Source organism: Mycolicibacterium sp. Y3 (genome assembly GCF_051188035.1).
Classification (GTDB): Bacteria; Actinomycetota; Actinomycetes; order Mycobacteriales; family Mycobacteriaceae; genus Mycobacterium; species Mycobacterium fluoranthenivorans.
Genome location: NZ_JAVQLT010000001.1, coordinates 3618770 through 3643860, shown reverse-complemented (window position 1 = coordinate 3643860; position 25091 = coordinate 3618770). Strand labels below are relative to the sequence as shown.

Genomic DNA, 25091 nt, shown 5'->3' with positions numbered 1-25091 from the left:
CTGTTCGCTACTGGGCGCCACACCCTGAGGAGATACCGATGCGCAGGACCGTTTTCAGCTCTGAACACGAGGACTTCCGCGCCATGATCCGGGCGTTCATCGAATCCGAGGTCACGCCGGTCTACGACAAATGGTTCGAAGAGGGCATCGCGCCCCGCGACTTCTACTACAAGCTCGGCGAGCTGGGGATCTTCGGTATCGAGATCCCGGCCGAATACGGCGGCGCCGGGCTGGACTCGTACAAGTTCCAGGCCATCATCACCGAGGAATGCGCCCGCGCCGGGGTGTCCTTCGGCGGCTCCAGTGTGCACATCGGCCTCTGCCTGCCCTACCTGAAGGCCCTGGCGACCGAAGAGCAGAAGCAGCGCTGGTACCCCGGCATGCTGAGCGGCGAGACCATGTTCGCCATCGCGATGACCGAACCGGGTACCGGATCAGATCTGGCCGGAATGCGCACCACCGCAAAGCCTTCCGGTGACGGCACCCACTACGTGCTGAACGGGTCGAAAACGTTCATCACCGGCGGCGTACATGCCGACCGCGTGATCGTCTGTGCGCGCACCGCGCCGCCGCGCGAGGACGACCGCCGCTTCGGCATCACCCTGCTGGTCGTGGATACCAAGTCCGCCGGTTATCAGGTCGGACGCAAGCTCGACAAGCTCGGCCTCCGGGTGTCCGATACGGCCGAACTCAACTTCACCGATGTGATCGTCCCCGCCGAGGACGTGCTCGGCGAGGTCGACATGGGCTTCTCCTACCTGGGCCAGAACCTGCCGCGCGAACGCCTCGGCATCGCCGTCGGCGCCTACGCTCAGGCCAAGGCGGCGGTGCGGTTCGCCACCCAGTACACCAAGGACCGCACCGTCTTCGGCAAGCCGGTCGCCGCGTTCCAGAACACCAAGTTCGAACTGGCGGCCTGCCAGGCTGACGTCGACGCCCTCGAGGCGGTGGTCGACCGGGCCATGGAGGCGCACGACCTCGATGAACTGACCCCGGCCGACGCAGCCTCTGCCAAGTTGTTCTGCACCGATGTCGCCGCCCGCGTCATCGATCGTTGTCTGCAGCTGCACGGCGGCTACGGGTATATCAACGAGTATCCGATCGCCCGCCTGTACGCCGACAACCGTGTCAGCCGTATCTACGGCGGCACCAGCGAGGTCATGAAGATGATCATCGCGAAGAACATGGGCCTGTGACCTCATCAACCCTAAGGGGTCCAGGTGCCGTACGGGACAAGCGGATTGGTCCCGTACGGGATGTGCGGATTCGCACCACCGGTCGCCTGATCGCGTGGGATCACGATGGTCGGCACATGCTGGTTGGGGCTGCCGGCCGCGGGCCGAGGCCCGAGTTCGGCCGGCACGTGGGGTGGTAGCACCACGGCGCCACCGGGGCCGGCGGCCTCGGAGGTCGCGACATGGGTATGCGGATTGCTCGGATCATTGAGTGGCACCATGTCTGCACCCATGAACGTGCCAACTCCCACAAGGACTTTCGCCGCTCCAGCGGTCAATATCTCGATCATGTCCTCCACGATGCCGCAGATCTCCCGAGCCGGCCGCTTTCTCTAAGCGACCTCATATCTATCGGCCAGGGGTCAGTGCGCCACCGGCGGCACGCCAGTGAACCAGGCCACCGCTCATGTTCACCGCATCGAAACCGTTCTCCACCAACAGGTTCGCCGCGCCGGCAGACCGAAGCCCGCCCGTGCAGAACGCGATGATCAACCGGTCCTCGGGCAGTTCGAGGCATCGGTCCGGCAGCGCTTCCAAGGGAATGTGCACCGCGTCGGGAATGTGGACGCGGTTCCATTCGAAATCCCGCCGGACGTCGACCACGAGTGCGCCCTCGGCGACCAGCCGGACCGCGTCCGCCGCGGTGACAGATGGCGGCCGGCGCAGGAAGTGCCGAAAACTCATGCGGTGCGCACCTCCCGCCGGACGTTGACCATGGTGAGGGGACCGCTGAGCACCGGCACCAGCGCCCCTATTCGGGTCCGCATTGCCAGTCCGCGGCCGAGCACCGCCGTGACGACGACGGTGAGGTAGAGCGCTCCGTGGAGCGGTCCCAGAATCCTGGTCACGGCGGGGTCGTGCACGGTGGCGAGATTGCCCAGCAGCACGAGCACACTGATGAGCTCCAGCGCTGACAATGCGCTGAGGGCGCGCAGCAAGGGGCTCATGCGAGGTGCGATCCGGGGCGCACGACCATCAGGACGACGACCACCGTCCATAGCAGATTGAAGATGCCGGCGAGCATGCCGAGTCGCCGCAGGGCGGCGCCGTCGACGGGGGAGCCCAGCGCTTCCCGTTGGCGCGGTGCAATCTGCAAAGCCAGCAGTCCGCCCGCGATGACGGTCACCACCATCGCGACGATGATCCACACCTCGGTGGCGCGACCTTGCACGGCAGCGAGGATGAATCCGAGGAGCGGCACCGCGAGAGCCAGTGCGCCGTAGACGCGGGTGATGCGGTAGAGCGCACCGGCCACGTCGGAACTGCCGCGCTCGGGGTCGCCAACGACGGCTGCATAGCGCGGAAACAAGCTGGTGGACACGGCGATCGGCCCCACGAACAAGATGCCCGCCACGACGTGCGCGGACAGCAAGACGGATTCCATAACCTTCAGCTTAGCTGAAGGTTATGGCGAAGGTGGGAACAGTCCCGCCACGTACGCCCGCAACGCGTCGGTCAGCCTGGGGTGCTGCGTGGCGAAGTCCGTGTCGAGCCGGGCCACCACCTCGGCGGCCCGGGCCAACAGTGCGTCACCCGCTGCGGTCGTGTGTAGCGTCGAGGCGGCACCCGCATGCGCCGTGCCGTCGTCGACCAACCCCGCTTCGACGAAGGCTGCGACCGCGGTGTGTGCGCTCTGCACGGTGATCCGTGAGCGCCGGGCGAGCTCGCTGAACGAGATGCCCGGCATCCCCCGGATGTGGCCCAGGAGTCCGTACTTGCGGGTGGTGAGTCCGAGCGGCTTCAGTGCTTCGGTCAGTCCGGCCTCCCAGACCCTGCTGACGGTGAGGAGACCGATCGTCGGGCTGAAGGGAGGCGGGTCTGCCATGGGGGCAGGTTACCGGGGCGAGCGAAGCGACGGGGGAAGCTACCGGGGCGAGCGAAGCGACGGGGAAAGACCGCGCACCGGTCGCGTCAGCGTCATGAGACCGAGTGCCACCACCACGACCTCCGCGACCACGCTGACCACCGCATACGGCTGGGGCTGCCAGCCGTGTTCGGCGAAGCCGAAGAAGCCGATGGTCCGGGACAGCAGAAACGCCACGAGCGCCCCCGCCGACACGATCGCCGCCACGACCCGGATCCAGGTCGGCCCGCCGGCCAGAATCAGGGCCGCCAGGGCGCCGAGAACTGCGGTCAACACCAGGAAGCCGGGACCGACCAGCGGGATGAACCGGTAGCCGTGCAGGTACAGCCGGGCATGCGCGATCGCACTGGCGGCCATGGCCGCCACCAGACCGAGATCGATGAGCTGGGGCCGCTTCACAGCAGCTTCTCCTCTTTGAGTGCCAGCACCCGGTCGCCCAGGGTGTAGGTGACTTCGCGGATGCCCAGCGCATCCTGGAGTTGACCGGCCGGCAGGGTGAGTGGCTTGGGCGCGGGGCCATCGCCGGGGTGGGGTAGCGGGTAGGCGGTGGTGGTACCGCTGTAGAAGGTCACTTTACCTTCGGTCTTGGAAAACAGCTGGTGCACATGGCCGTTCAAGCACGTCACCGAGGCGAAGCGGCTCATATAGCTCAGCGCTTGCGCGGAATCATCGGTGCCCCAACCCCAGTCGGGGTACATCGCGAACAGCGGAATATGGCTGAACACGATGATCGGGGTGTCCGAGGACAGCGGTGCAAGGTCTTTCTCGATGAACTCCAGTTGATCGGTCCCGAGATGGCCGAGCTTCTTGAGATTGAGCGTGTTCACCAGACCCAACACGTGTACGCCCGCGATGTCGAAGCTGTACCAGCCGTCACCCCGGCTGCCCGCACCGAACGCGGCCCGGTACTTCTGGCCGGCGTCGTCGACCGAATCGTGTTCCCCGGGCACGGTGAAGATATGCGGGGTGTTGATCCCCGCCATCATCTGCTTCACCTGATCGAACTGCGCCGGTGTGGCCAGATGCGTGAGGTCCCCGGTGTGGATGACGAAATCGGGTGGGTAGCCGAGGTTGTTGATCTGGGTGATCGCACGGCCGAAGGAGCCGACGACGTCGGGGTTGGCCGTCCCGTTGAAGCCGATGTGACTGTCGCTGATCTGCGCGAACCGCAGGCCGGGCCGGGTGACCTTGGCATCCGCGGGGGCGCCGGCCACATGGGAGAGCACTTCGCCACCGACGACGGCCAGGCCGACGGCCGCACCGAACCAGGCACTGTGCCTCATGAGCTGGCGACGGGTCATACCGCTTGGATCGACGTCGGTCACGGTGCCACCACCACGGTGCCGTGCATGAACGGGTGGATGCTGCAGATGTATTCGAACGTGCCGGCGTTGGTGAACGTGAACGTGTAGGTCCCGTTGGCGTCCAAACCGGGAGAATGAAACGAGTTGTCCTGGGCAACAACGGTATGCGGCTCCTCGTCCTGGTTCGTCCAGACCACCGTCTCACCCGGCTTGACCTTCAGGGTGGCGGGTGTGAACGCGAAATTGGTGATGGTGACCTTGGTGCCGGCCACGGGCGCGGCCGACGTGGCCGTGCCGGGTTGCGGTCGTGGAGCTGCGGCACTCATACCCGGCATTCCGGGCATACCCACCGACGTCCCGCCGTTGGGGGCGAAGTCGACGGTGGGATCTGAGGGCGCCGCCGGGGCGGAACACCCGGCCAGTGCGATCGCCGTGATCATGACGCCGACGTGGCGTCGGGGTGCAAACATGGGTCAGTACCTCCGGGCTGACGGATTTCCGCGGTGCGGAGCGGTCACCGGTAGATAGGCCACGCGGTTACACCGGGCCCGTGTAACCCCGCCCCCTATCTATCGGTGCGCGGTCTCACCGACCGGGCAGGACGGAAGGTGGAAGCGATGCGGGTGGAGACTCCCGGTGACGCGACCTGAGCATGGGCGGCAGCAACCGAACCTGCGGCTGGTGTCTGAGTCCTGCTACCCGAATTGGGAAGCCCTCTACGAAGACAATGCCACGTGGGTCTACCGCACCATCTTCGCCAAGGTGGGAAACCGGGCCGACGCCGAGGACCTCACCTCGGAGGTGTTTCTGGCTGTGATGCGACCGTTGCGGCTGACAGCCAGCGTCGCCGAGGTGCGCGCATATCTGCGGAGCACCGCCCGGACCGTCCTGGCCGCGCACTGGCGAGCCACCTTGGGTCGGGAGATCACCTCCATCGAGGACGTGGCGGCGCCGCCGGAGAGCGAAGCGGCGATCAGCACGGCCCCGCAACGGGTGGCCGCGGTGCTCGAGGCGCTGCCGGACAAGTACCGGAAGGTCCTGGAGTTGCGATTCCTGCACGGCCGCGCCGTGCGAGAGGTGGCCACCGAGATGGGGATCAGCCTGGCGAATGCCAAGGTGTTGCAACACCGCGCGCTGCGGTTGGCGGCTCAACTCAACGAGGGAGGCGCCCGATGAACCGGCGAGGTACCCGCAAGTACATCGACGATCTGCTCGCCGGACGCCGTCCGAAACCTTTCAACCCCGACGATTTCGAAGCCGAGCAGATCCGCACCGCGATCGAATTGAGCGCCGGCCGCCCGGGCGCGGACGCCCCTCGCCCGGAGTTCCTCGACCGCCTGAAGGCGCGACTGGCAGCCGAGATGTCGGGATCCGACCCGGTCGCGGGAACCACTGCTGCGAAAGCTCCCTCAGCGACGCGCCGGCAGGTCATCGTCGGCACCACCGCTGCGGCGACGGCCGCGGTCGCCGCGGTATCGGTGGACCGGCTGCTGCTCCAGCCCGACGCGCCGCCGAACCCCGATGGGGGCGAGGTGGTGCCCACCGACGGACAGTGGCGGCAGGTCGCGGCGAGCGCCGACGTCGCCGACGGTGCCGTGTACCCGTTCGACCTGGGCGTGGTCAGTGGATTCGTGCGGCGGACACAAGGCCGAGTGGAAGCCGTGTCCGGTGTGTGCACGCATCAGGGTTGCAAGCTGTGGTTCGACCGGCCCGCCGATCAGTTGCGCTGCCCGTGCCATCTCACGTCGTTCTCGCCGGCCGGTCAGGTGCTGACCCATGCCTTGCCGATGGCGCCGAAGCCTCTCCCGCACTTCGATATTCGTGAGCGGGACGGGGTCATCGAGGTGTTGGCGCCTCCGCCGAGCCAACCGGTATAGCCCGGCGGCTCAGCTCACGAGGCTCAATGCATGAGCACGCCGCAGCTTGCCCGACGGAGTCTTCGGGATCGTGCCGGGCTCGAGCACCACCACATTGCGCGGTCGGACATCGACCTCGGCGACCACCTCGTGTGCCACCAGCCGCTCGATACGGCGCACGTCGTCGAGCTGATCATATTTCGTGGATTCCACTGCGACCGCGAATGTCTCACGGGACAGCCCGGCGTCGAGGCGTACGGCAACCGCACATCCCGGCCGAACCCCCGGCACCCGGCAGGCGGCACGTTCGATATCGGTGGGGTAGATGTTGCGCCCGGCCATGATGATGACGTCCTTGAGCCGACCGCACACCACGACGTCGCCGGACTCGGTGAGGTAGCCCAGATCGCCGGTGTCGTACCAGCCCCGGGCGTCCTGTGCCGCCAGGAACCCCGCTTCCGTGGTGTAACCCTTGGTCACCGGCCCACCGCGCACCTCGATGACCCCGACTCCGCGGGGCGCGAGCACACTGCCGTCCTCATCGATGACGCGCAGTTCCAGGCCACTCAGCGGCCGGCCCAGGTTGACCAGTCGCCGGGTGCGTCCATGTGTGGCGGGAACCGCTCGGTGCAGCAGGGTCAACAGATCCGCGTCGACCTCGTCGACGAGCATGCCGCCACCGCACGGCGAGAAGGACACCGCCACAGTCGTCTCGGCCATTCCGTAGGCGGGAATGATCGCCTCGGGCCGCAATCCGAACGGAGCCCCCGCATCGCAGAGGTCCTCGACGTCGAACGGATCGACCTGTTCGGCACCGGAGAGGGCCCAGCGCAACGAGGACAGGTCGAAATCACCGGGAGTGGCCTGCCCGCGCAACCGCTTGGCGAACACCTTGTAGGCGAAGTTCGGGGCGGCGGTCATCGTGCCCTTGTACTTGTCGATGAGCCTGGCCCACAGCAACGTATCGCGCAGGAAGTCCACCGGCGTGACCTTGACCAATTCGGCACCGACGTACATCGGCACGGTCAGGTAACCCGTCATGCCCATGTCGTGAAAACACGGCAGCCAGCTGACGATGACGTCGGTGTCGAGATCGAACCGGCAGCCGATCATCATCGCCTCGGCATTGGCGACGATATTCGCGTGGCTGATCTGAACGGCCTTGGGGGACCCCGTCGAGCCCGAAGTCAGCTGCATCAGCGCGATATCGTCCTCACCCGTCGTGGTTGGCCCGGTCGGGCTATGGGCCAGCAGCGCCTCGACGGTCAGCACCGTCAGACCCCGCTCGGCCAGCACCGGCGCGGCAGCCATGAACGGATCGGAGACGATGACTGCTTTCGCCGAGATCATGTCGATCACACCGACGGTCTCCTCGGCCCAGCGCAGGAGATCGGTGCGAGGCGTGGGCTGGTGCAGCATGGTCAGGCTGGCGCCGCGCATCCACACCGCTTGCGCGGTGGGAGCGATCTCGACCGGCGCGCCCGCCAGTACCGCCACGGCGTCGGCGTGCCCGATACCTGCCGCAGCGAGGCCTCCGGCGACCCGACAGGCCCGCTCATGCACGTCGGCCCAGGTGTGCCGCACGGGTGCGTCCGGTTCCCCGGTCACCATCCCGTGTGGGCTGGTGCGGGCGTTGTGGAACATGGTTTCGGTGAATCGGCTCACGGCAGTCCTTTTTCGGCTCACCCGCACGGTGCGGTGTGCCTTCATCGGAGGGCTCGCCACGCCCGTGTCATCGGGCGCCAACAGATCAGAGCCGTGGGGCTCGGCCGTCATCGAAGCGCTTCTTACTTCGACGAGCGGCGGAAGTGCACCTGCCCTTTTCTGTTCTCGCTCATCTGTCACCCCGGCCGGAGTGACATGGCGGTGCACTTCAGGTGCGTCGACTATAGCGACCCGCCCACGCCGAAGCGCGCCAACGCGCCACAGACCGCGACGTTCATGGCACAACCGGCACTGACCGTTTCGGTGCGGCGTGATGTAGTGACTCGGTGACTGCGGATAGTTCTCGTGACGCGGGCAAGCCGTGAGTGCACGCGGTTGGCTGCTGTTCGCTGCCATGAGCGTGATCTGGGGTATTCCCTACCTGCTGATCAAGATTGCACTGGAGGGGCTTCCGGTTCCCGTACTCGTCTTGGCCCGCACCTTGATCGGTGCCGTTGTGCTGCTGCCGCTGGCGCTGTCGCGGGCCAACATTCGATGTGTGCTTGCCCATTGGAAACCAGTGCTGGCCTTCGCGTTCTTCGAGATCATTGCCGCGTGGTTGTTGTTGTCGAATGCCGAGCGACACCTCACCAGCTCCACGACCGGCCTGCTCATCGCGGCGTCGCCGATCATCGCGGCGGTGCTGGACCGGGTCAGCGGTGGCACCCACCGCCTCGGCGCGATCCGGTCAACCGGCCTGGCAGTCGGGCTCACCGGTGTGGCGGTGCTGGCAGGCCCCGGTCTTTCCGGCGGGGGTGCTTGGCCTGTCGCCCAGGTGCTGCTGGTGGCCACCTGCTATGCCATTGCCCCGATCATCGCCGCCCGCTGTCTCGCCGACGTTCCGGCGCTTCCACTGACCGCAAGTTGCCTTGCGTTCGCGGCACTGGTGTATGCCGTGCCCGCAGCCCTGTCGTGGCCCACCGAAGTCCCCGGCACGCGCGTGCTGGTGGCCACCGCCCTGCTCGCCGTGGTGTGCACTGCGCTGGCCTTCGTCGTGTTCTTCGCGTTGATACGTGAAGTGGGACCGACCCGCGCAGTGGTGTTCACCTACGTGAATCCCGCAGTGGCCTTGGCGGCCGGCGTGATCGTCCTTGCCGAGCCGCTGACGCTGTTCAACGTCGCCGGCCTGGCACTGGTCCTCATCGGCTCGGTGCTGGCCACCCGTCAGTCCGCTGCGGAACCGGCACGGTAGCGCGTCACGCGAGGCGGCTGGCCAGTCCGCTGAGCAGAATGTCGAGTCCGCGGTTCAGCTCTGCCAGTCCGTCGTAGGAGGCCCACGCGGGCGCGAGGTCACGGATGTTGGGGAACTCGCCGATCGGCAGCCGGTGCAGCCCGAGCCGCAGGACGTGATCGGTTTCCTCGGGCCGTTCCACGATCTCCTGCAATTCGGTCAGTACATGGCCGTAGAGGAAGCCGAACAAAGCCCGGTAGATGTGCAAAGCGTCGGCTCCGGTGAACCCTGCCGCGGTCAACAGCGCCAGGACCTCTTCGAGGTGACGCAGGATCCCCGGTGGCCGCATCCCCAATGGTGTCGCAAGTGGGCGGGTGACCAGCAGGGGCACCACGTGGGGATGGCGGTGGGCCAGATCGCGAAAGTCGTGGCCGAGACGGCGAAGCGCCGCAACCCAATCCGATGCCGAGGTGTCCAGCGATAGCTGCTCGAAGACCAGCTCGACGACCCCGTCCAGCACGGCAGCCTTGTTCGGAACGTGTCGGTAGAGCGCCATCGGGTCGCGCCCGACCGCCTCACCGAGTCGGCGCATCGACAGCGCGTCGACACCTTCCCGGTCGATGATCTCCAGGGCCTTGGCCAGAACTGCGACGCGGGTGATCGGCCCACCTGCGCCGTCCTCGGACAGGCCCGGACCGGGCGGACCCGTCGGTGTTTGCGTCATGGATGACACGCCCCCTCCGATATCTGACTCACAGGCACGCTGGGACCGAAGACCTCACGGGTAGAAGCGTGCTGAACAGGGAATATCCGATCAATACACCGCAAGTCTACGTTGTAGACATACAACGTTGACAATGCCTTCGATGAAGCGTTGACTGGACTTCTAGTGCGGATAGAGGCGTTGCCATGATCGTCATCGTTGGATTGGTCGTCCTGCTCGCCGCGGTGATCGTGGGGTTCACCGGCGTACTGACGAATTCAGGGCCGGATCACCCCCTACCCGACCACTTCAACGCGCTCGGCTACCACGTCACCGGGTCCACCGGCACGCTCTTCCTGTTCGGGATGATGGTCGGCGCGATCGCCATGTTGGGGTTGAGCGTGTTGCTGGCCGGCACGCGGCACACCGCGGCTCGCGGACGCGACGCTCGCCACAAACTCGAGAGATCCCGTCGCGAGACGGCGTTCTTGAATCGGGAACGCGACCAACGCCTCGCACATGACCAGAACGACGCGGATGTGGATGCCACCGGACCAATTGTCACCCGGAGGCGACCGACCCTGTTCGGCCGCAGGCCGGCCGGTCGGCACCAGGGGAGCGCCGAGGTCGACGCCTCCGACAGGACGTCCACCGTGGCCACCGTCGCCCAGTCGCGGGCGACGGACAACGACAGGCAAGGAGTCCGCAATGAGGGTCGGTAAAAGGATCGCCCACAAGGTCGACGCTGCCACGGGCAACGTGAAGAAGGTCTTCCGCTGCTCTCCGTCCGTTCATATCGAAACCAGGTAAGCACCATGATCGTTCTCGGCATCATCCTCATCGTCCTGGGCCTGCTGCTGCCCAGCCTTGTTCCCACCTTCGCTTTCGCCCACATCGTTTTGGTGATCGGGGTCATCCTGCTGGTCGTCGGCCTACTGCTGATGCTCATGGGGCGGATGGGGCATGCGGTCGGCGGCCGTCGCCACTACTACTAGACCCGATACCGGGGCGAGCAGGCTCACGGGTACACCCGCGTAGCCGAGGAGCTCGACGCTCAAATAACCACTCGCGCAATGGCATCCATTGGCTCGCGGCGGGTGCTGGCGGCTCCGACACGACCTGATTCACCGATTGACCAACCTAAGGAGCCGATATGGCCACCCCCAGCATCCTCTTGATCGTCCTCGTGGTGTGCGTGGCGATTCTTCTCATCGTCGCCATTGCCTGGGTGGCGCGCGACAGACGCAACGCCCATCGCCATATCGCCGCCGAAGAGATTCGTGAGTCCGCGAAGGACGAGGCGCGCGACGTGCGACAGCGCGAAGCGTGGGCGGACGAGACCGCCGCCCGCGCCCGCGCCGCTCAGGCCGAATCCGATGTCAAGGCCGCACAAGCCGCCGGTCTGCAACAGCAGGCCGAAACGCACCGGAGCGAAGCGGTGGACTCGCGCGAGAAGCTCAATCAGCAATGGGAGCGCGCGGACAGCGTTGATCCGGCCGTCCACACACCCGAGAAATCCAGCGGTGCGCGCAAGGAGCATCAAGACCGATGACGAGGCCAGGACCTGCCCCCGGAAGAGAGGGGAGCGTCACGGTGACACCGCAGGAGACGAGGCCGCCCATCGGCAGTGCGCGCGAACGGGATCGGCGCGCACAGGCTCTCAGCGCTCAAGAACGCTGGGAATCAGAGGGCGGCACCACAGACCACCAGGACCAGCGCTGATCAGCGGATGAAGATGTCTGCGCCCCAAGGTATTTCGTCGCCACCACGAAGCAACGCGGGGGAGTGCGTGACGCTCAGCCGGCTTTTCCGTCAGTCGCCGATCCGGGCATCGCGGTGAAACGCTGGACCAGATCGGCGGCCACCGTACGCAGGGGGACATTCGAGTTCTGGCTCTCCCGACGGAGCCGATCGAAGGCCTCGCCCGCATCGATGCCGTGAATGGCCATCAACATGCCTTTGGCCTGTTCGATGGGCGCACGCGTCTCCAGCGCGCGCTGCAGTCCGACTGCGACGTCACGTACCGAACGGAACCGGGCGAAATCACCTATCGCTCGCGAGACCGCCGTGGTCAGCAGCTCAAGGATCTCGGCATCGAAGCTGTCGAACGCCGAACGCGCCCGCCCGTAGAGATTCAACGACCCGAGCGACTGGTCGACGGTGACCAAAGGTGCCGCCAGAAAGCTGAGGATGCCTTCGGCACGTGCCGCGGCCGCGAACTCCGGCCAGGTGGACACCGCTTCCTCGGAATCCACGAGCACGATCTCACCGAGGCGGGCAGCCTGCAGGCAGGGCCCGTCTCCGGCGTCGTACTGTTCGGTATCGACGCGCAGCGTGCGCTCGTCGGTGTGCACCGCGGTGTAGGTCCGCCCGGCCAGATCGATCGTGACGCCCGTACTGTCGGCTCCGGCGATCGCCTTCTGCGCGATCTGAGCGAGGTTCTGCAGCAGGCTGAGGAGTTCATCCTCGTCGGCCACGGTGTGACTGACCGAAAGCAACATCCTGGCGAGCTCGGTGGCGCTGATCTGCTGCTCACCCGAGGCTGCCGCAATCACCAGGTCAGCGGCCTCGTCCGCGTCCTGGTCCGCGGCCCTTGCAGGCAGCGAGTCCTCGGTGCGCGGGTCGGGAGAAATCATCCGCATAGTCTGACACAGCCGGAGACCGCAGAAACAGAATACTCACGCAGGTATATCCACGGAGCGAACCGGTCCGGCGACCGACTGAATTCGTCACAGTGACGCCGGTGACCTAGCCGACCCGAACGCCGGTGGCTTTGTCGAAGAGGTGGATGGCGTGGGGATCAGCGGTGACGTACACGGTATCGCCCATCCGAATCTGGTCGCGACCGCTGGTCCGGACGATGACATCGGCGCCGACGGGACCGGCGGTGCCGTACAGGTAGGCATCCGCCCCCAGGATCTCGACCATCGCGACAGTGACGGGGATACCGGCACCCGCCTGCGTCAGGCGCCACCCTTCGGGCCGCACACCGACGATGACCGGCCCGTTGGTGGCCCCGTTGCGTTCGACAGCCATGCTGTGTCCCGCCGCGGTGACGCCTGCCTCGTCGAGATCGCCGTCGAGGAACTTCATCGCGGGTGATCCGATGAATCCCGCGACGAACACGTTGACCGGCCGGGCGTAGAGCTCCATCGGGGCGCCGACCTGTTGCAGTTCACCGTCTTTCATGACCGCGACGCGGTCACCCATGGTCATGGCCTCGGTCTGGTCGTGGGTGACGTAGACGGTGGTGACACCGAGGTCGCGCTGCAGCTTGGCGATATCGGTGCGGGTCTGCACGCGCATCTTCGCGTCGAGGTTGGACAGCGGCTCATCCATGCAGAACACCTGGGGATTGCGGACGATCGCACGGCCCATCGCGACCCGCTGGCGCTGCCCGCCCGAGAGCGCCTTGGGTTTGCGGTCGAGATAGTCGGTGAGGCCGAGGGTCTTGGCGGCCTCGGCGATCCGACGTTCGCGCTCGTGTTTGGGCAGGCCGGCGTTCTTGAGACAGAATCCCATGTTGCCTGCGACGGTCATGTGCGGGTACAGCGCATAGTTCTGGAACACCATGGCGATGTCCCGGTCCTTGGGGGCGGCCGTGGTGACATCGCGTCCGCCCAGGTGTATCGAGCCGGCGGTCACTTCCTCCAGGCCGGCCAGCATGCGCAGAGTGGTCGACTTGCCACAGCCCGAGGGGCCGACGAGCACCATGAATTCACCGTCGGCGATCTCGAGGTCGATGCCGGCCACTGCCGGTGCGGGCGCTTTCGGGTACCAGCGCTGGGCCTGGTCGAATCGAATGGTGGCCATGGGATGTACTCCTGTGATCGAGGGGGGTGCGCGGACGGGGAGTCGGTGTCAGCGGGACGAGATGCCACCGACCATTCCGTTGATGAATCGCTTCTGCAGTGCGAAGAAGAGCACTGCGATCGGTAGGGCGACCATCACACCGGCGGCGGCCAGCAGCGAATAGTCGGTGAGGTGTTGACCCTGGAACAGTGCCAAGCCGAGAGGGGCGGTACGTCGGCTGTCGGAGACGACGAGGACCAGCGGCAGCAGGAACTCATTCCATGTCCACATCGTGACGATGACGGCCATGGTCATCATCGGCGCCAGGCTCGGCGGCACGACAATGCGCCAGAGCAGCCGGAAGTCACTCGATCCGTCCAACCGGGCGGCCTCGATGATCTCGCCGGGGAAAGCCCGAAACTGGTTGCGCATCCAGAACACCGCGAAGCCCAGGGACTGGGCGGTTTGCGGCAGGATCAGTGCCCAATAGGTGTCGGTGAGTCCGATGGTGCGCAGGTTGAAATACAGCGGGATGATGAAGGCCTCGGCCGGCAGGGTGAGGCCGAGGAGCAAGGTGTAGAACAGGATCGAGGAGCCGGGAAACCGCATCCGGGCGAACGCGTAACCGGCCAACGTCGCCAGCGTCACGGTGAGCAGCACGACGGCGGCGGTCACCACCACGCTGGACAGTAGGTAGCTGCTGAAGTTCCCGCGGTTCCACGCCGCACCGTAGTTGTGCAGGTCGATGCTCGTCGGGACGTTGAACCCACCCGAGTTCTGCTTGGCGGGCGTGATCGAGGACAGCACGACACCGAGCAACGGGACAACGGCGAACACGGCGAAGAGCACGAGAATGATCTGGTTGACCGTCTTCTCGGTCCGGCTCAGGTTCATTCGGCCTCCCTCGGGGTGATCCTGCTGATCAGGAAGGTCAGTGCCACGATCGCCACGGTCAGCACCACCGCGATGGCGGACGCCAAACCCACCTGCCCGGTGTTGAAGGCGCGGTTGTAGGCCTCAAAGGCCGGGACGGTGGTGGCGGTTCCGGGGCCGCCGCGGGTGGTGATGTAAACCAGGTCAAAGGTTTTCAGCGCCGACACCACGGTCAGGGTCAGCGCCACCGCGATCTGGCCGCGCAGGGACGGCAGCGTGATGGCGAAGAACTCCCGGACCCGCCCGGCGCCGTCGAGGCGGGCGGCTTCGAACAGTTCCGGTGCGATGTTGCCGATGCCGGACAAGAACAGCACCAGGCACAATCCGATGTTGAGCCATGTGCCGATCAGCCCGATCGCGATCAGGGCGAAGGTGTGGTCGCCCAGCCACACCCGCGCCAGCGAGCCCAGCCCGATGGCGCGCAGCGTCTGGTTGAGCAGGCCGTTCTGCGAGTAGACGGAGATCCAGATCGTGCCGATGACGACGGTGGTGATCACCTGCGGCAGGAACAGCACCGTGCGGAAGAACGACATCGACTTCATCGCGTGCGCCCGGGAGATCACCGCGCTGAGCAACAGCGCGATGGTGACGGGTACCACGGCGTAGAACACCATCAGGATCCCGGCATGCAGGAATGATCCTCGCAACTGCTCGTCGTCGAACACGGTGAGGTAGTTGGAGATTCCGGCGACGGTGGCCGTCCCGATGCCGTTCCAGTTGTAGAACGAGTACTGGACGGTCTGTACCAGCGGGGCGCCGAGAAACGCCGCGAAGACCACGAACGCCGGCAGCACATAGAGATAGCCGCGTAGCGCTCTGCGGGCCCTACGACGCCGCGCCCGCGGAGGCCGGCTGAGCCGGTCACCGGGACTGTCCGGCGTGTTCGTTCGTCGTGGTGGGCGCAGCGTCACGGTCATTTCTGGTTCTTGAGGAAGGCGGCGTAGTCGGTCTGCAACGCATCCACGAATTGCTGCGGATCAGACTGCCCACCAAGGAGTTCCTGCATTCCCGCGGTGAGGGTGTCATAGAAGGTCGGCGTGGTGTAGTCGAGATAGGGGACCACGCCGTCGGCCGCCTGGACATCCCGGTACCGCGTCGCGATATCACCGGCCAACGTGCCCGCCTTGGGCTCGTAGCCTGACGGCAGTACCGTCGGCAGATTGCCGGAATCCAGCAGCAGCTGTGCGGCTTTGGCGTTGGTGATGAAATCGATGTAGGCCGCAGCGACATCCGGGTGGGCGGACTTCGAGGTGATGGCCCAGGCCAGTCCCTGCCCGCCGGTGGTGGCCGGCTTGCCGTCCGTGGAGGTCAGTGTGGTGAAGCCGACGTCGTCACCCAGGGCGTCGTGCAAGGGCTGCTGCATCCAGGTTCCGGTGAGGGTGAACAGTGCACCGCCCTTTCCGAATGCGGCAACGGCGTCGTCGCGGGAGACACCGTTGGTGCCCGGAGTCAGATAGCCCTTGGTGGACCATTCGGCGATCTGCTGGGCGGCCTTCAGTGAGGCCGGATCGGTCCATGCGCCACTGTGGCCGCTCACGAGATCCTTGACCGCCGGTGCGCCCGCCAGTGCGGCCTGGACGACGCCGAACAGGTGGATGCCGGGCGATTTGTCGAGATTGCCGAACGACATCGGCAACATCCCCTTGGTTTTCGCGGCGTCCATCGCCGAATCCAGCTCGCCCAGTGTGGTGGGCGCGGACAGCCCGAGCGACGCGAGCTTCTGGCGGTTGTAGTAGATGCCCACGACCTCGCCGGTCTGCGAGACGCCGAACAGCGTGTCGCCCTGCCAGGTCTTGCCGTCGCTGCTGAAGCTGTTCTGCTTGAGCAGGCCTTGGGGGTAGTAGCCGTCCCAGCCGTAGAGCTTGGCGTAGTCGTTCATCGGGCGCAGCATTCCTGCCGAGACGAACGCGCCCATGTCGGGGTAGCCCTGGTTGGCCTGGACGACGTCCGGGGGAGTGTTACTGGACAGCGCCAGCTTCAGGGTCGTCTTGAGATCACTGAACGACTCGACGGTCCGGTTGATCGTGACGTTGGGGTACTTCTGGTGGAACTCGGCGTTGAGCTGCTCCTGTGCCCTGGCGATACCGCCGTCGGTGTTCTGGTCCCACACGGTCAATGTGACCGGGCCGGCCGACGAAATGTCTTTGGACACCGGGCTGGTGGGCGCTGCCGGTGCGCCACCACCCGACGGGCCAGGTGCACACGCGGTCGCTGTCAGCAGGGTGATGGTCGCGGCCAGGGCGCCGCCGAATCGAAACAGTCGGGTTCTTGTCATGAGGTCAGGGCTCCTCGGGTTGCAGGGATGGCGGACTGGCGGTGTTGTTCGGCCCAATTCCGGACCGGTGCCCACTCCGGGTCATTGCGGTGCTCGTCGAGCAGATCGGCGATATCGGCGGGACGGGGCGCGCTGCGGGCGCCACCGGCGCCGCGCACCGAACAGGTGGCGCTGATGCTGGCCAGCCGCAGCCGCTGGGAGATCTCCCAGTCCCATGCGGTGGCGGCCATGAACGCGGCGGTGAAAGCATCTCCGGCCCCGGTGGGGTCCACCGCGCGGACGGCGATGGCGGGGACGCGCAGCCGGATCGGTCCCTGCGCCGCCATCGCCCCACCCGGCCCCAGCGTGATGACCGCGAGATCGACGCGCTCGGCAAGGACATCCAATGCCGCGTCGGCGGTCTGCGCGCGGGTGTAGCCGAGCGCCTCGACCTCGTTGACGATGAGGACGTCCACATTGTCGAGCTGCTCGAGCATCGCCTCGGACCACTGACCCGACGGGTCCCAGCCGACGCCGCTCACCAGGGTGGTGCCCCGTGCGCGCAGCCGAGTGGCCTCGGTGTGGACGGGACCGCGGCCCAGACCGACATGGGCGACGCGGACCGGCGTGGACTCCGGCCAGGACGGAAGGTGCGGGGGCTGCTGTTCGTAGGTCACAAAGGATCGGTCGTGCCCGTCGGTGATCGCCACCGAGATGGGGTTCTGATATCCCTGGTGTTGAACGGCGAAGCGCAGATCCATATTCGGCTCATCGCGCAGGGTGCGCGCGATGATGCAGCCGATGGGGTCATCGCCCAACTCGGTGACCAGTGCGGTGTGCGCGCCGAGCCGGGCGGCCGCGACCGCGCGGTTGGCGGCACCGCCGGGCGAGATCGCGAAGCCCTGGGCGTACACCTCGGCTCCGGGGGCCGGTGCCTGAACGCCGGTGAAAACCAGGTCGCTGTACACCTGACCCGCGATCAGCACGTCGATTTCACGATCGGTCACTCGTGGGCACCTCCACAGTTTTGACTGAGTTTGACGTTGTTTGCGCGCTTAGCGTGGCTGTCTTGCGTGACGATTATGTTGCTTGGACGTCTCTCGCGGGTAATTTCGCTGAAATTTGTCGAAAATCGTTCAAAGTCGCGCAAAGTCGGTCATTCAGTGGGTACGATTCCGGACATGTTCCTTGCCCGACGCCATGAGCGCATCCTCGCCGCGCTGGCCGGTGGCGGCCAGTCAGTGGTCCAACTCGCCGAGTCCTTGGGGGTCAGCGAGTCCACCATCCGTCGCGATCTGGACATCCTGGCCAAGGGTGGACGGCTTGAGCGACTCTATGGCGGGGCCATGCTGACGCAGGGGAGCCGGGCCACCATCACCGATTCCGGCGCCGTGGAGGACCCCTTCACCTCCGATGGCCGTGGCGATCTCGAGCTGCGCCAGAAGATGGCGGTCGAGGCCGCACGGTTGGTGTCCGACGGGGACGTCGTGGTGCTCGACATCGGGTCGACGACTCAGCTGGTCGCTCGGGAGTTGCGGGGCCGCCCCGTCACCATCATCACGTCGAACCTGGCAGTCCTCGACGAAGTTCGCGACGATGACGCCGTCGAGCTCGTACTTCTGGGCGGGGTGCTACGACGCAATCAGCAGTCACTGGTCGGCCCACTGGCCGAGCAGGTCATCGGCCAGCTCAGCGCCGACATGATGTTCTTGAGCTGCACCGGCGTTCGCGGTGGCCGGGTGTTGGACAACATGGCTGTCGAGGCGCCGATCAAACAGGCCCTCATCGCCGCCTCCCAGTCGATCGTCCTGCTGGCCAGCGAACTGAAATTTCCAGGCTCGGGCGCCCTGCGCCTGTGCTCACTCGACGATGTCGATGTGCTCATCACGACGGCGGGCACGCCCCAAGACGAACTTGTTCATCGCCGGGAGACCGGCAGAAAGGTCATCGTTGCATGAAACTCACGATCCTCGGTGGGGGCGGATTCCGCACCCCGTATGTCTGGCAAGCCCTGATCCGCGACGAGGGGTCGCCGCGGGTGACCGAGGTCGCTCTCTACGACGTCGACCAGGGTCGGTTGGCCACGATTACCACCATCCTCGAGCAGCTCGCCGTCGGGTTCACCGACGTGCCGACCGTGCGGACCTACACCCAACTGGAGCCTGCGCTGGAAGGTGCGGACTTCGTCTTCGCCGCCATCCGCGTCGGTGGCGTCGAACAACGCTGCTGTGACGAACATGTCGCGTTGGACCTCAACGTGATCGGGCAGGAGACGACAGGCCCCGGCGGTATCGCCTACGCGTTGCGCACCGTGCCGGTGATGCTCGATATCGCCCACACGATCCGCAGGGTTGCCCCTGACGCCTACTTCCTGAACTTCACCAATCCAGCCGGCATCATCACCGAGGCACTGCAGAGCGTGCTGGGGGACCGGGCCCTCGGCATCTGCGATACCCCATCCGGTTTGGGCCGCAGGGTCGCCGCAGCGCTGGGCTACGACCACACCCGCATACACATGGACTACGTCGGTCTCAACCACCTCGGCTGGATGCGCCGGGTGCTCGTCGACGGCCACGACGTGCTGCCGGACCTGCTCGCCGACGAGCAGAGGCTGAACCGGATGGAGGAGACGCAGGTCTTCGGACTCGATTGGATCCGCGCGCTACAAGTCATTCCCAACGAGTATCTCTACTACTACTACTTTCACCGTGACGCCGTCCGGCACATCCTCGAATCCCCGCAGACCCGTGGCGATTTCCTCCTGGAGACGCAAGGCCGGTTCTTCACCGAGGCCGCCGCGCAGCCTGAGCATGCGGCCAAGTTGTGGACCGCCGCGGTCGATGAGCGTGGCGCCAGCTATATGGCCGAGGCCAAGGGCGGTGTCCAGGGAGCCCCGGCTGTCGAACGGGATCGCGAGACCGACCCGGCGCATCTGGGCTACGCCGGGGTAGCCCTCGGGGTGATGGCGGCAATCAGCCGCAACGAGCGCCGCACGATGATCCTCAACGTGCGCAACCGTGGCACGATCCAAGGATTGCCCGCCGATGCGGTGGTCGAGGTATCGACGATGGTGGATGCCAACGGTGTGCATCCGCTGACGTTGGAGACCCAGCCGGATCTGCATCAGCTCGGTTTGATGCAGCAGGTGAAAGCCGTTGAGCGGCAGACGATCAGCGCAGCGTTGACCGGGTCGAGTACCGACGCCCTCAAAGCGTTCGCGCTGCACCCCCTGGTCGATTCGGTGAGCGTGGCGCGCGAACTGTTGTCGCGCTACGTCGATTCCAATCCCGATATCGCCCGGGTGCTGGCCAAGCGGTCGAAGGCGGCGTGACACTGGACATCGAGATCTGCTCCGGTACCGAGGTGGCGGGGCAACGGGTTGCGGCGCGGATCGCGGCGCTGATTCGCGACAAACCGGACGCGGTGATCGGCGTGGCCACCGGGTCGTCGCCCGAGCCGGTATACCGTGCCCTGGCACGGTATGTCGACGACGGCCTCGACGCGTTTGGGGTGCGCTGGTTCGCCCTCGATGAGTACATCGGTCTGCCACCTGGCCATCCGCAGTCGTATCGGGCAGTCCTCGAACGTGTCCTCATCGGACCGCTGGGTCTGCACCCGACGTCGCTGCACGTTCCCGACGGTGCCTCCGCGGATCCCGATGGGGCCGCCGAGGCCTACGAAGCTGCCATTGCCGTTGCGGGGGTGGATCTGCAAATCTTGGGCATCGGAGGAAACGGACACATCGGCTTCAACGAGCCGGGCACGCCGTTCTCCGCCACCACGCATCGCGCGACACTCACCGAGTCCACCCGCCGAGCCAACGCACGGTTCTTTCCCTCCGCCGACGCGGTTCCCGTTGAATGCCTGACCCAGGGCCTAGCCACGATCATGCGTGCCGGCCGCATCGAACTCGTCGCCTCCGGTAGCCACAAGGCCGATGCCGTGGCCGCGGCTGTGCGCGGCCCGGTCACCGAGCAATGCCCGGCCAGCATCCTGCAGCGGCATCCGGATGTCTGCGTCAACCTCGACACCGACGCGGCCGCAGCGGTTTACGAGTCGTCTTAGTTCCTGCTGCCGCACAGATAGTTACCGAAGCCCGCACACGCCACCGCACCGTCTACAGTCGTGCTGCGCCCGGGACATTGTCCCGCGGCAATACGCTGTTGCGATGGGACGGGGATCGGCGGTGACAGGTGCGTAATGTCGTGACTGCTTTGGATGTACTCGAGGGCGTTGCGCGCAACCAGCCGGTCGGATTGAGCGCCTTGGCTCGTAAATTGAACCTGCCAAAGACCACCGTGCACCGGTGCCTCGCGACGTTGGCGGCGGCGGGTTGGGTCGAGGCTGCCTCCGACGCTCACGCCCAATGGATGTTGACCTCAAGGGTTTTCACGGTGGCGTTCGCCGCAGCGAACCGCGTGGATCTGGCAAACAACGTCGTGCCTCATCTGCATCGATTGGCACGTGAGGTACGGGCAAGCGCGCGCGCACGGATACGCGACGGCGATGAATTGATCGTCATCGAACACGCCGGCGTCGGCGGCTACACCGAATCGTTGGCCGTCGGAACTCGCGACCTGTTGCATGTCGGCGGGGCCGAAGGAACGGTCATCCTGGCCTATGCACCGCCGGACGAACTCGACGAGTACGTCAAGCGGCACCACCTCGGCACAGCGGACCGGCATGAATACGCAAACATCCGCTCTCGGGGGTTTGCCGTCGACACCCAGGATCAGGGTTCCGTCACCACGTTCGCAGCCGCGATCCGGTTCGGACCGGGCTGGCCGCTGGGAACGGTGTCAGCTCAGATTCCTGGTGCCGTTGACGCCGCGGCCGTACGCGACAAACTGGGCGCGATCGTCGCCGCAACGGCCGGCGACATTGCCGCCGATCTCGCTGCATCCAGCGGAAATGTCAGCTCGCCTTGACCTATCCCGGGCGCTGACGATCAACTGACGCCATCACCCGGAACCTCCAGACGATCTGCGGTCCGCGTGGCGGACCGACGACCCCGCGGCGTCGCCCGCGCTGAGACACTCGTCGGTATGAGCCCTTCGGCACCGCGATCGGGCGCATATCCACGGGAAGGAACCGGAAGATGAACACGCTGCCGCTGAGGTTGGCCCACTCTCCGCAGGACTATCAGGCGCTGGGGTTGCGGCCCGGTCAGATCACAGCCGACGAGCAGCGGACGCATGTCGACGGTAGCCCCGGAACGATGGAATGGTGGTTCATGAAAGCAGATTTGGACGACTGCATGGTGGCGATCGGCATTCTGACCTGCCCCCTTTTCATGGCCGAACTCGGGCTGAAACCAGCGGTGAGCTTGTTCCTGACGCTGCCCGACGGCACCGTTATTGACTCGGATGCGATCTTTTCTGCCGATGATTGGTCATCGGCACCCGGTGATGACTGCGATATCCAAGTGGGTAAGAATCGGTTCCGGCGTATCGATGCCAATACTTACCACGCTCATTTCGAGAACAACGGATACACCGTCGACCTCGAACTCACCCCCACGGCACCTGAATGGCGACCGGAGGCCGGGCACATCATCTTCGGCGAGAATGACGCGAATTTTTTCGGTTGGTCCATCCCGGTACCCGCAGGCGACACCCACGTCGTCATCCGTGGCAACGGGCTCGACATCGACAGCCGCGGCACCGGATACATCGACCGCGGCTGGATGAACAAGCCGCTCGGTGAGTTCCTGCACGACTGGAACTGGTTCCACTGGGAATTCAACGACTACACCGTTCTCGCGGTGTACATGACGTTCGAGCAGGAATACGGTTACCCCGATATTCCATTCTTCATGGTGTTCCGCGGTAGCCAACTGCTCGCCGGCGGACCGGGCACCCAGAACAGCGAACACATCACCTACAGCACCGAGAGTTCCCAGGTGGACCCTGTCACGGGCAAGCCGGCACCGGACGCATTCGCCTACTACTATCGCGACGGCGCCACTCGCTTCACTCTGTCCGTAACAAACGAGACCGCCACTGCCCAAATCAATTTCGCAGACGTTCTGCCTGGAACAGACGAGGAGAAGTCACGGGCATCGATCTACGGTGGCGCCATGCTGCGATTCACCGGGCCTGCCGAGCTCACCCACTACGAAAACGACCAGGTTGTCGAGCGAGTCAAGGTCCGGACCGGCCCGTTCTATGAACTCATGTACATGGGCGCCGCACCTGTGGCGTCTGGCGACACCGGGGTGTAGAGCGGGGTAGTGGAGGCGTATGTGTGCCCGAACCTGCTACTGGTCGGATGGGATTATCTTGACGCCCACAGCATCTCACCCGACTAGCCGACGACGATCATCACGGCGGGGACAGGGAACCCTTCGAAGGTCAGGTGTCCGCTCTCATCGAATCTGGGGCACAACGCCGCCTCTGACCTGCGTTGCCCCAGATCGAATGAGAATCGGGCCGCGGGGCTTTCTCATCCAAGCTGAGGCAAGTCGTGTTCGCTTCGCAAGTGGAGCTACTACCGATTAGTAGTGCGGCGGCGGTCGCTGCGAGCGGTGGTTTGAACCGCCGGCCTGGTAATGCCGCGACGCCTACGGCCTGGTAGGCGGCGATCTGCACGCCAACATGAGGCGAATGGTCCGGGGTCAAGTCCTGGGACATGGTGTACGTCGTCGTCGTGTGATTCTTCGTGGTGATGGTTCAAGCGTCACCGGCATCGGGGGATTAAGCGAGCCCCCGTAGCTTCACTCAACGCCTGTGGCGATGGGGAGGTGAGGGCCGAAAGACCTTGGATAGCAGGACCATGCTGCCGCGTCGAACCGGGGTGGTGTCGGTTGCGGCGCTCTTGGCCGGACGCGAAGGCACAAAGTCCTTAGTTGCGCCGAGTGTGCTGACGTGTTGCGTCGCTGCACGTACGTTTGCGTATGGGAGTAGAAATGACTGAATTCATGCGGAGCAGCGACGCATTCACCTGGGCAATGGAGAGCGATCCACGACTGCGATCCACTGTTGTGACGGTGTTGACACTGGACAAGACGCCGGACTGGGATGACGTGTGCGAGCGGTTCGACCGCATCACCCGCAAACTGCCGATGTTCCGGCAACGAGTGGTGGAGTCGCTCGCTCCCGCCCCGCCGCGGTGGGAAAACGCCCCGGATTTCGATCTGCGCTTCCATATCCGGCGAGCAGGAGCACCCCGTCCTGGTGACCTCGACTCGGTGCTCGAGATGGCCCGCTTGGCCGCGATGGAGAACTTCGACCGGGCTCGTCCGTTGTGGAGCGTCACGCTGATCGACGGCCTCGACGACGGGGGAGCGGCGATGCTCTGCAAGTTTCACCACAGCCTCACCGACGGTGTCGGCGGGGTACAGATCGCCATGACCTTATTTGACCTCTCCGAACTGCCTGAACTGCGCGGCAGGTTACTCGCTCCGCCGGCGGTGGCCCCGCAGCCCTGGTTGCGCGGATACCGCGATGTGCTGGGCTACGACGCGGGACTGGTTGCGACTGCGCTGTCGAGAACAATCACCTCGGCCCCGAAATTCTTCGTCAACAGCATCCGGCAGCCGCTGGGGACCATCGAGTCAATAGCGGCCACAACGGCTTCGATCTACCGGACCGTCCGGCCGGTGAACCGCACCGGGTCCCCGCTGATGAAGAACCGGACCCTGGCCCGTCATCTCGGCGTCTATGACGTGCCGAAGACTCGGTTGCGGCGAGCGGCGCACAGGTGCGGCGGGGCGTTGAACGACGCCTTCGTGGCAGGCCTGGCCGGCGGGTTGCGGCTGTACCACGAAAGGCACGGTGTCGTAGTCGGCGACCTACACCTGAACATGCCCATCAACCTGCGCGCCGAGGGTGACGAGATGGGCGGCAACCGGATCACGCTGATGCGGTTCGACGTACCGGTCGGCACGGTCGACCCGGCAGAGCGGATCAGCGCCATCAAAGAGCAGACCGCCAGAATTCGAGGTGAGCGGTCCTTGCCCTACACCGAGTGGATCGCGGGCGTGCTCAACCTGATGCCCCGCTGGTACATCGGCTCGATCCTGCGCCACGTCGACTTCCTGGCCAGCGATGTTCCGGGTATCCCGGTTCCGGTGTTCCTCGGTGGGGCCAGCGTGCTACGGCAGTATGCGTTCGGTCCAACTATCGGCTCGGCGGTCAATGTCACACTGCTGACCTACGTCGACACCTGTGCACTCGGCATCGACGTCGATACCGGCGCGATCCCCGATTTCGACGTCTTCCACGAGTGCCTGGTCCAGGGCTTCGACGAGGTCCTTGCCTGCGGCGACTGACAC

General features: G+C 65.6%; 29 protein-coding genes. 13 read left to right on the top strand and 16 right to left on the bottom strand.

All coding sequences use genetic code 11. The features are described from left to right. The first annotated feature begins 38 nt into the window (after window positions 1–38). Entirely contained in the window at window positions 39–1196 is a 1158-nt protein-coding gene (locus QN239_RS17755; protein ID WP_499012375.1) for an acyl-CoA dehydrogenase family protein, read from the top strand. Window positions 1197–1207: 11 nt separating this feature from the next. Here the strand turns inward: QN239_RS17755 and QN239_RS17750 are convergent, their stop codons facing one another. From QN239_RS17750 to QN239_RS17715, 8 genes are read right to left on the bottom strand one after another with little or no spacing between them, the layout of a single operon-like run. Next, on the bottom strand, window positions 1208–1525 hold the full coding sequence (locus QN239_RS17750; protein ID WP_499012373.1) for a hypothetical protein: 318 nt from the start codon (window positions 1523–1525) through the stop codon (window positions 1208–1210). A gap of 58 nt (window positions 1526–1583) precedes the next feature. After that, the gene (locus QN239_RS17745; protein ID WP_499012372.1) at window positions 1584–1919 is read right to left on the bottom strand and encodes a rhodanese-like domain-containing protein; all 336 of its coding nucleotides are present in this window, start codon (window positions 1917–1919) and stop codon (window positions 1584–1586) included. Next, window positions 1916–2182, bottom strand: a complete 267-nt coding sequence (locus QN239_RS17740; RefSeq protein ID WP_499012370.1) for a hypothetical protein — start codon at window positions 2180–2182, stop codon at window positions 1916–1918. The genes QN239_RS17745 and QN239_RS17740 overlap by 4 nt, the downstream gene beginning before the upstream one ends. Next, window positions 2179–2619 carry a hypothetical protein gene (locus QN239_RS17735; protein WP_499012369.1) on the bottom strand — a complete coding sequence of 147 codons (441 nt, stop codon included), beginning with the start codon at window positions 2617–2619 and terminating at the stop codon, window positions 2179–2181. The genes QN239_RS17740 and QN239_RS17735 overlap by 4 nt, the downstream gene beginning before the upstream one ends. Window positions 2620–2640: 21 nt before the next feature. Next, the gene (locus QN239_RS17730; RefSeq protein ID WP_499012367.1) at window positions 2641–3060 is read right to left on the bottom strand and encodes a MarR family winged helix-turn-helix transcriptional regulator; all 420 of its coding nucleotides are present in this window, start codon (window positions 3058–3060) and stop codon (window positions 2641–2643) included. A gap of 39 nt (window positions 3061–3099) precedes the next feature. Beyond that, window positions 3100–3498, bottom strand: a complete 399-nt coding sequence (locus tag QN239_RS17725) for a hypothetical protein (RefSeq protein ID WP_499012366.1) — start codon at window positions 3496–3498, stop codon at window positions 3100–3102. After that, a complete protein-coding gene (locus QN239_RS17720; protein ID WP_499016843.1) occupies window positions 3495–4400 on the bottom strand; it encodes a metallophosphoesterase family protein in 906 nt (301 codons plus the stop codon). The genes QN239_RS17725 and QN239_RS17720 overlap by 4 nt, the downstream gene beginning before the upstream one ends. A 20-nt stretch (window positions 4401–4420) precedes the next feature. Continuing rightward, on the bottom strand, window positions 4421–4873 hold the full coding sequence (locus tag QN239_RS17715) for a cupredoxin domain-containing protein (protein WP_499012365.1): 453 nt from the start codon (window positions 4871–4873) through the stop codon (window positions 4421–4423). A gap of 166 nt (window positions 4874–5039) precedes the next feature. Here QN239_RS17715 and QN239_RS17710 point away from each other — a divergent pair, with 166 nt between their 5' ends. Together QN239_RS17710 and QN239_RS17705 are read left to right on the top strand one after the other, a co-directional pair. Beyond that, the gene (locus QN239_RS17710) at window positions 5040–5579 is read left to right on the top strand and encodes an RNA polymerase sigma factor (RefSeq protein ID WP_499012363.1); all 540 of its coding nucleotides are present in this window, start codon (window positions 5040–5042) and stop codon (window positions 5577–5579) included. Next, a complete protein-coding gene (locus QN239_RS17705; protein ID WP_499012362.1) occupies window positions 5576–6280 on the top strand; it encodes a Rieske (2Fe-2S) protein in 705 nt (234 codons plus the stop codon). The genes QN239_RS17710 and QN239_RS17705 overlap by 4 nt, the downstream gene beginning before the upstream one ends. Before the next feature lie 9 nt (window positions 6281–6289). On the opposite strand, the gene QN239_RS17700 is transcribed toward QN239_RS17705, so the two are convergent. After that, window positions 6290–7924 carry a fatty acyl-AMP ligase gene (locus QN239_RS17700; RefSeq protein ID WP_499016841.1) on the bottom strand — a complete coding sequence of 545 codons (1635 nt, stop codon included), beginning with the start codon at window positions 7922–7924 and terminating at the stop codon, window positions 6290–6292. Window positions 7925–8285: 361 nt separating this feature from the next. Here QN239_RS17700 and QN239_RS17695 point away from each other — a divergent pair, with 361 nt between their 5' ends. After that, window positions 8286–9155, top strand: a complete 870-nt coding sequence (locus QN239_RS17695; protein ID WP_499012360.1) for a DMT family transporter — start codon at window positions 8286–8288, stop codon at window positions 9153–9155. A gap of 4 nt (window positions 9156–9159) precedes the next feature. Here the strand turns inward: QN239_RS17695 and QN239_RS17690 are convergent, their stop codons facing one another. After that, a complete protein-coding gene (locus tag QN239_RS17690) occupies window positions 9160–9858 on the bottom strand; it encodes a TetR/AcrR family transcriptional regulator (RefSeq protein WP_499012358.1) in 699 nt (232 codons plus the stop codon). 185 nt (window positions 9859–10043) lie between these two features. On the opposite strand from QN239_RS17690, the gene QN239_RS17685 reads away from it, so the two are divergent. From QN239_RS17685 to QN239_RS17675, 3 genes are all read left to right on the top strand, one after another. After that, the gene (locus QN239_RS17685) at window positions 10044–10559 is read left to right on the top strand and encodes a hypothetical protein (protein WP_499012356.1); all 516 of its coding nucleotides are present in this window, start codon (window positions 10044–10046) and stop codon (window positions 10557–10559) included. A gap of 93 nt (window positions 10560–10652) precedes the next feature. Continuing rightward, window positions 10653–10832: a DUF6131 family protein gene (locus tag QN239_RS17680; protein ID WP_036339683.1), complete on the top strand. Its 180-nt coding sequence runs from the start codon at window positions 10653–10655 to the stop codon at window positions 10830–10832. A gap of 158 nt (window positions 10833–10990) precedes the next feature. Continuing rightward, window positions 10991–11389, top strand: coding sequence for a hypothetical protein (locus tag QN239_RS17675; protein ID WP_167159744.1), 399 nt, complete (start codon window positions 10991–10993; stop codon window positions 11387–11389). A 244-nt stretch (window positions 11390–11633) separates the two neighbouring features. Here QN239_RS17675 and QN239_RS17670 read toward each other — a convergent pair whose 3' ends face one another. The 6 genes from QN239_RS17670 to QN239_RS17645 form a co-directional block, all read right to left on the bottom strand. Next, a complete protein-coding gene (locus QN239_RS17670) occupies window positions 11634–12473 on the bottom strand; it encodes an ANTAR domain-containing protein (RefSeq protein ID WP_499012353.1) in 840 nt (279 codons plus the stop codon). A 112-nt stretch (window positions 12474–12585) separates the two neighbouring features. Next, window positions 12586–13650, bottom strand: coding sequence for an ABC transporter ATP-binding protein (locus tag QN239_RS17665; protein WP_499012351.1), 1065 nt, complete (start codon window positions 13648–13650; stop codon window positions 12586–12588). A gap of 48 nt (window positions 13651–13698) precedes the next feature. Further along, window positions 13699–14523 carry a carbohydrate ABC transporter permease gene (locus QN239_RS17660; protein ID WP_499012350.1) on the bottom strand — a complete coding sequence of 275 codons (825 nt, stop codon included), beginning with the start codon at window positions 14521–14523 and terminating at the stop codon, window positions 13699–13701. Further along, the gene (locus tag QN239_RS17655) at window positions 14520–15479 is read right to left on the bottom strand and encodes a carbohydrate ABC transporter permease (RefSeq protein ID WP_499012349.1); all 960 of its coding nucleotides are present in this window, start codon (window positions 15477–15479) and stop codon (window positions 14520–14522) included. The genes QN239_RS17660 and QN239_RS17655 overlap by 4 nt, the downstream gene beginning before the upstream one ends. Next, the gene (locus QN239_RS17650) at window positions 15476–16837 is read right to left on the bottom strand and encodes an extracellular solute-binding protein (RefSeq protein ID WP_499012348.1); all 1362 of its coding nucleotides are present in this window, start codon (window positions 16835–16837) and stop codon (window positions 15476–15478) included. The genes QN239_RS17655 and QN239_RS17650 overlap by 4 nt, the downstream gene beginning before the upstream one ends. After that, window positions 16834–17823 (bottom strand): carbohydrate kinase family protein, encoded by a 990-nt coding sequence (locus tag QN239_RS17645; protein ID WP_499012346.1) that lies wholly within the window; start codon window positions 17821–17823, stop codon window positions 16834–16836. The genes QN239_RS17650 and QN239_RS17645 overlap by 4 nt, the downstream gene beginning before the upstream one ends. A gap of 174 nt (window positions 17824–17997) precedes the next feature. On the opposite strand from QN239_RS17645, the gene QN239_RS17640 reads away from it, so the two are divergent. From QN239_RS17640 to QN239_RS17615, 6 genes are all read left to right on the top strand, one after another. Next, window positions 17998–18774, top strand: a complete 777-nt coding sequence (locus QN239_RS17640; RefSeq protein WP_090358175.1) for a DeoR/GlpR family DNA-binding transcription regulator — start codon at window positions 17998–18000, stop codon at window positions 18772–18774. Beyond that, entirely contained in the window at window positions 18771–20147 is a 1377-nt protein-coding gene (locus tag QN239_RS17635) for a 6-phospho-beta-glucosidase (protein ID WP_499012344.1), read from the top strand. The genes QN239_RS17640 and QN239_RS17635 overlap by 4 nt, the downstream gene beginning before the upstream one ends. Then, on the top strand, window positions 20144–20881 hold the full coding sequence (locus QN239_RS17630) for a glucosamine-6-phosphate deaminase (protein WP_499012342.1): 738 nt from the start codon (window positions 20144–20146) through the stop codon (window positions 20879–20881). The genes QN239_RS17635 and QN239_RS17630 overlap by 4 nt, the downstream gene beginning before the upstream one ends. Window positions 20882–21021: 140 nt before the next feature. Continuing rightward, window positions 21022–21744 carry an IclR family transcriptional regulator gene (locus QN239_RS17625; protein ID WP_499012340.1) on the top strand — a complete coding sequence of 241 codons (723 nt, stop codon included), beginning with the start codon at window positions 21022–21024 and terminating at the stop codon, window positions 21742–21744. 170 nt (window positions 21745–21914) lie between these two features. Next, a complete protein-coding gene (locus tag QN239_RS17620; protein WP_499012338.1) occupies window positions 21915–23039 on the top strand; it encodes a hypothetical protein in 1125 nt (374 codons plus the stop codon). A 684-nt stretch (window positions 23040–23723) separates the two neighbouring features. Further along, the gene (locus QN239_RS17615; protein ID WP_499012336.1) at window positions 23724–25088 is read left to right on the top strand and encodes a wax ester/triacylglycerol synthase domain-containing protein; all 1365 of its coding nucleotides are present in this window, start codon (window positions 23724–23726) and stop codon (window positions 25086–25088) included. Window positions 25089–25091 lie beyond the last annotated feature (3 nt).

Coding starts and splice junctions, on each gene's coding strand:
- QN239_RS17620 (WP_499012338.1), top strand. CDS start 21,915: ATGAACACGCTGCCGCTGAGGTTGGCCCACTCTCCGCAGGACTATCAG.
- QN239_RS17755 (WP_499012375.1), top strand. CDS start 39: ATGCGCAGGACCGTTTTCAGCTCTGAACACGAGGACTTCCGCGCCATG.
- QN239_RS17735 (WP_499012369.1), bottom strand. CDS start 2,619: ATGGAATCCGTCTTGCTGTCCGCGCACGTCGTGGCGGGCATCTTGTTC.
- QN239_RS17705 (WP_499012362.1), top strand. CDS start 5,576: ATGAACCGGCGAGGTACCCGCAAGTACATCGACGATCTGCTCGCCGGA.
- QN239_RS17655 (WP_499012349.1), bottom strand. CDS start 15,479: ATGACCGTGACGCTGCGCCCACCACGACGAACGAACACGCCGGACAGT.
- QN239_RS17615 (WP_499012336.1), top strand. CDS start 23,724: ATGACTGAATTCATGCGGAGCAGCGACGCATTCACCTGGGCAATGGAG.
- QN239_RS17740 (WP_499012370.1), bottom strand. CDS start 2,182: ATGAGCCCCTTGCTGCGCGCCCTCAGCGCATTGTCAGCGCTGGAGCTC.
- QN239_RS17670 (WP_499012353.1), bottom strand. CDS start 12,473: ATGATTTCTCCCGACCCGCGCACCGAGGACTCGCTGCCTGCAAGGGCC.
- QN239_RS17675 (WP_167159744.1), top strand. CDS start 10,991: ATGGCCACCCCCAGCATCCTCTTGATCGTCCTCGTGGTGTGCGTGGCG.
- QN239_RS17650 (WP_499012348.1), bottom strand. CDS start 16,837: ATGACAAGAACCCGACTGTTTCGATTCGGCGGCGCCCTGGCCGCGACC.
- QN239_RS17720 (WP_499016843.1), bottom strand. CDS start 4,400: ATGACCCGTCGCCAGCTCATGAGGCACAGTGCCTGGTTCGGTGCGGCC.
- QN239_RS17745 (WP_499012372.1), bottom strand. CDS start 1,919: ATGAGTTTTCGGCACTTCCTGCGCCGGCCGCCATCTGTCACCGCGGCG.
- QN239_RS17690 (WP_499012358.1), bottom strand. CDS start 9,858: ATGACGCAAACACCGACGGGTCCGCCCGGTCCGGGCCTGTCCGAGGAC.
- QN239_RS17730 (WP_499012367.1), bottom strand. CDS start 3,060: ATGGCAGACCCGCCTCCCTTCAGCCCGACGATCGGTCTCCTCACCGTC.
- QN239_RS17715 (WP_499012365.1), bottom strand. CDS start 4,873: ATGTTTGCACCCCGACGCCACGTCGGCGTCATGATCACGGCGATCGCA.
- QN239_RS17750 (WP_499012373.1), bottom strand. CDS start 1,525: ATGATCGAGATATTGACCGCTGGAGCGGCGAAAGTCCTTGTGGGAGTT.
- QN239_RS17635 (WP_499012344.1), top strand. CDS start 18,771: ATGAAACTCACGATCCTCGGTGGGGGCGGATTCCGCACCCCGTATGTC.
- QN239_RS17680 (WP_036339683.1), top strand. CDS start 10,653: ATGATCGTTCTCGGCATCATCCTCATCGTCCTGGGCCTGCTGCTGCCC.
- QN239_RS17660 (WP_499012350.1), bottom strand. CDS start 14,523: ATGAACCTGAGCCGGACCGAGAAGACGGTCAACCAGATCATTCTCGTG.
- QN239_RS17640 (WP_090358175.1), top strand. CDS start 17,998: ATGTTCCTTGCCCGACGCCATGAGCGCATCCTCGCCGCGCTGGCCGGT.
- QN239_RS17685 (WP_499012356.1), top strand. CDS start 10,044: ATGATCGTCATCGTTGGATTGGTCGTCCTGCTCGCCGCGGTGATCGTG.
- QN239_RS17665 (WP_499012351.1), bottom strand. CDS start 13,650: ATGGCCACCATTCGATTCGACCAGGCCCAGCGCTGGTACCCGAAAGCG.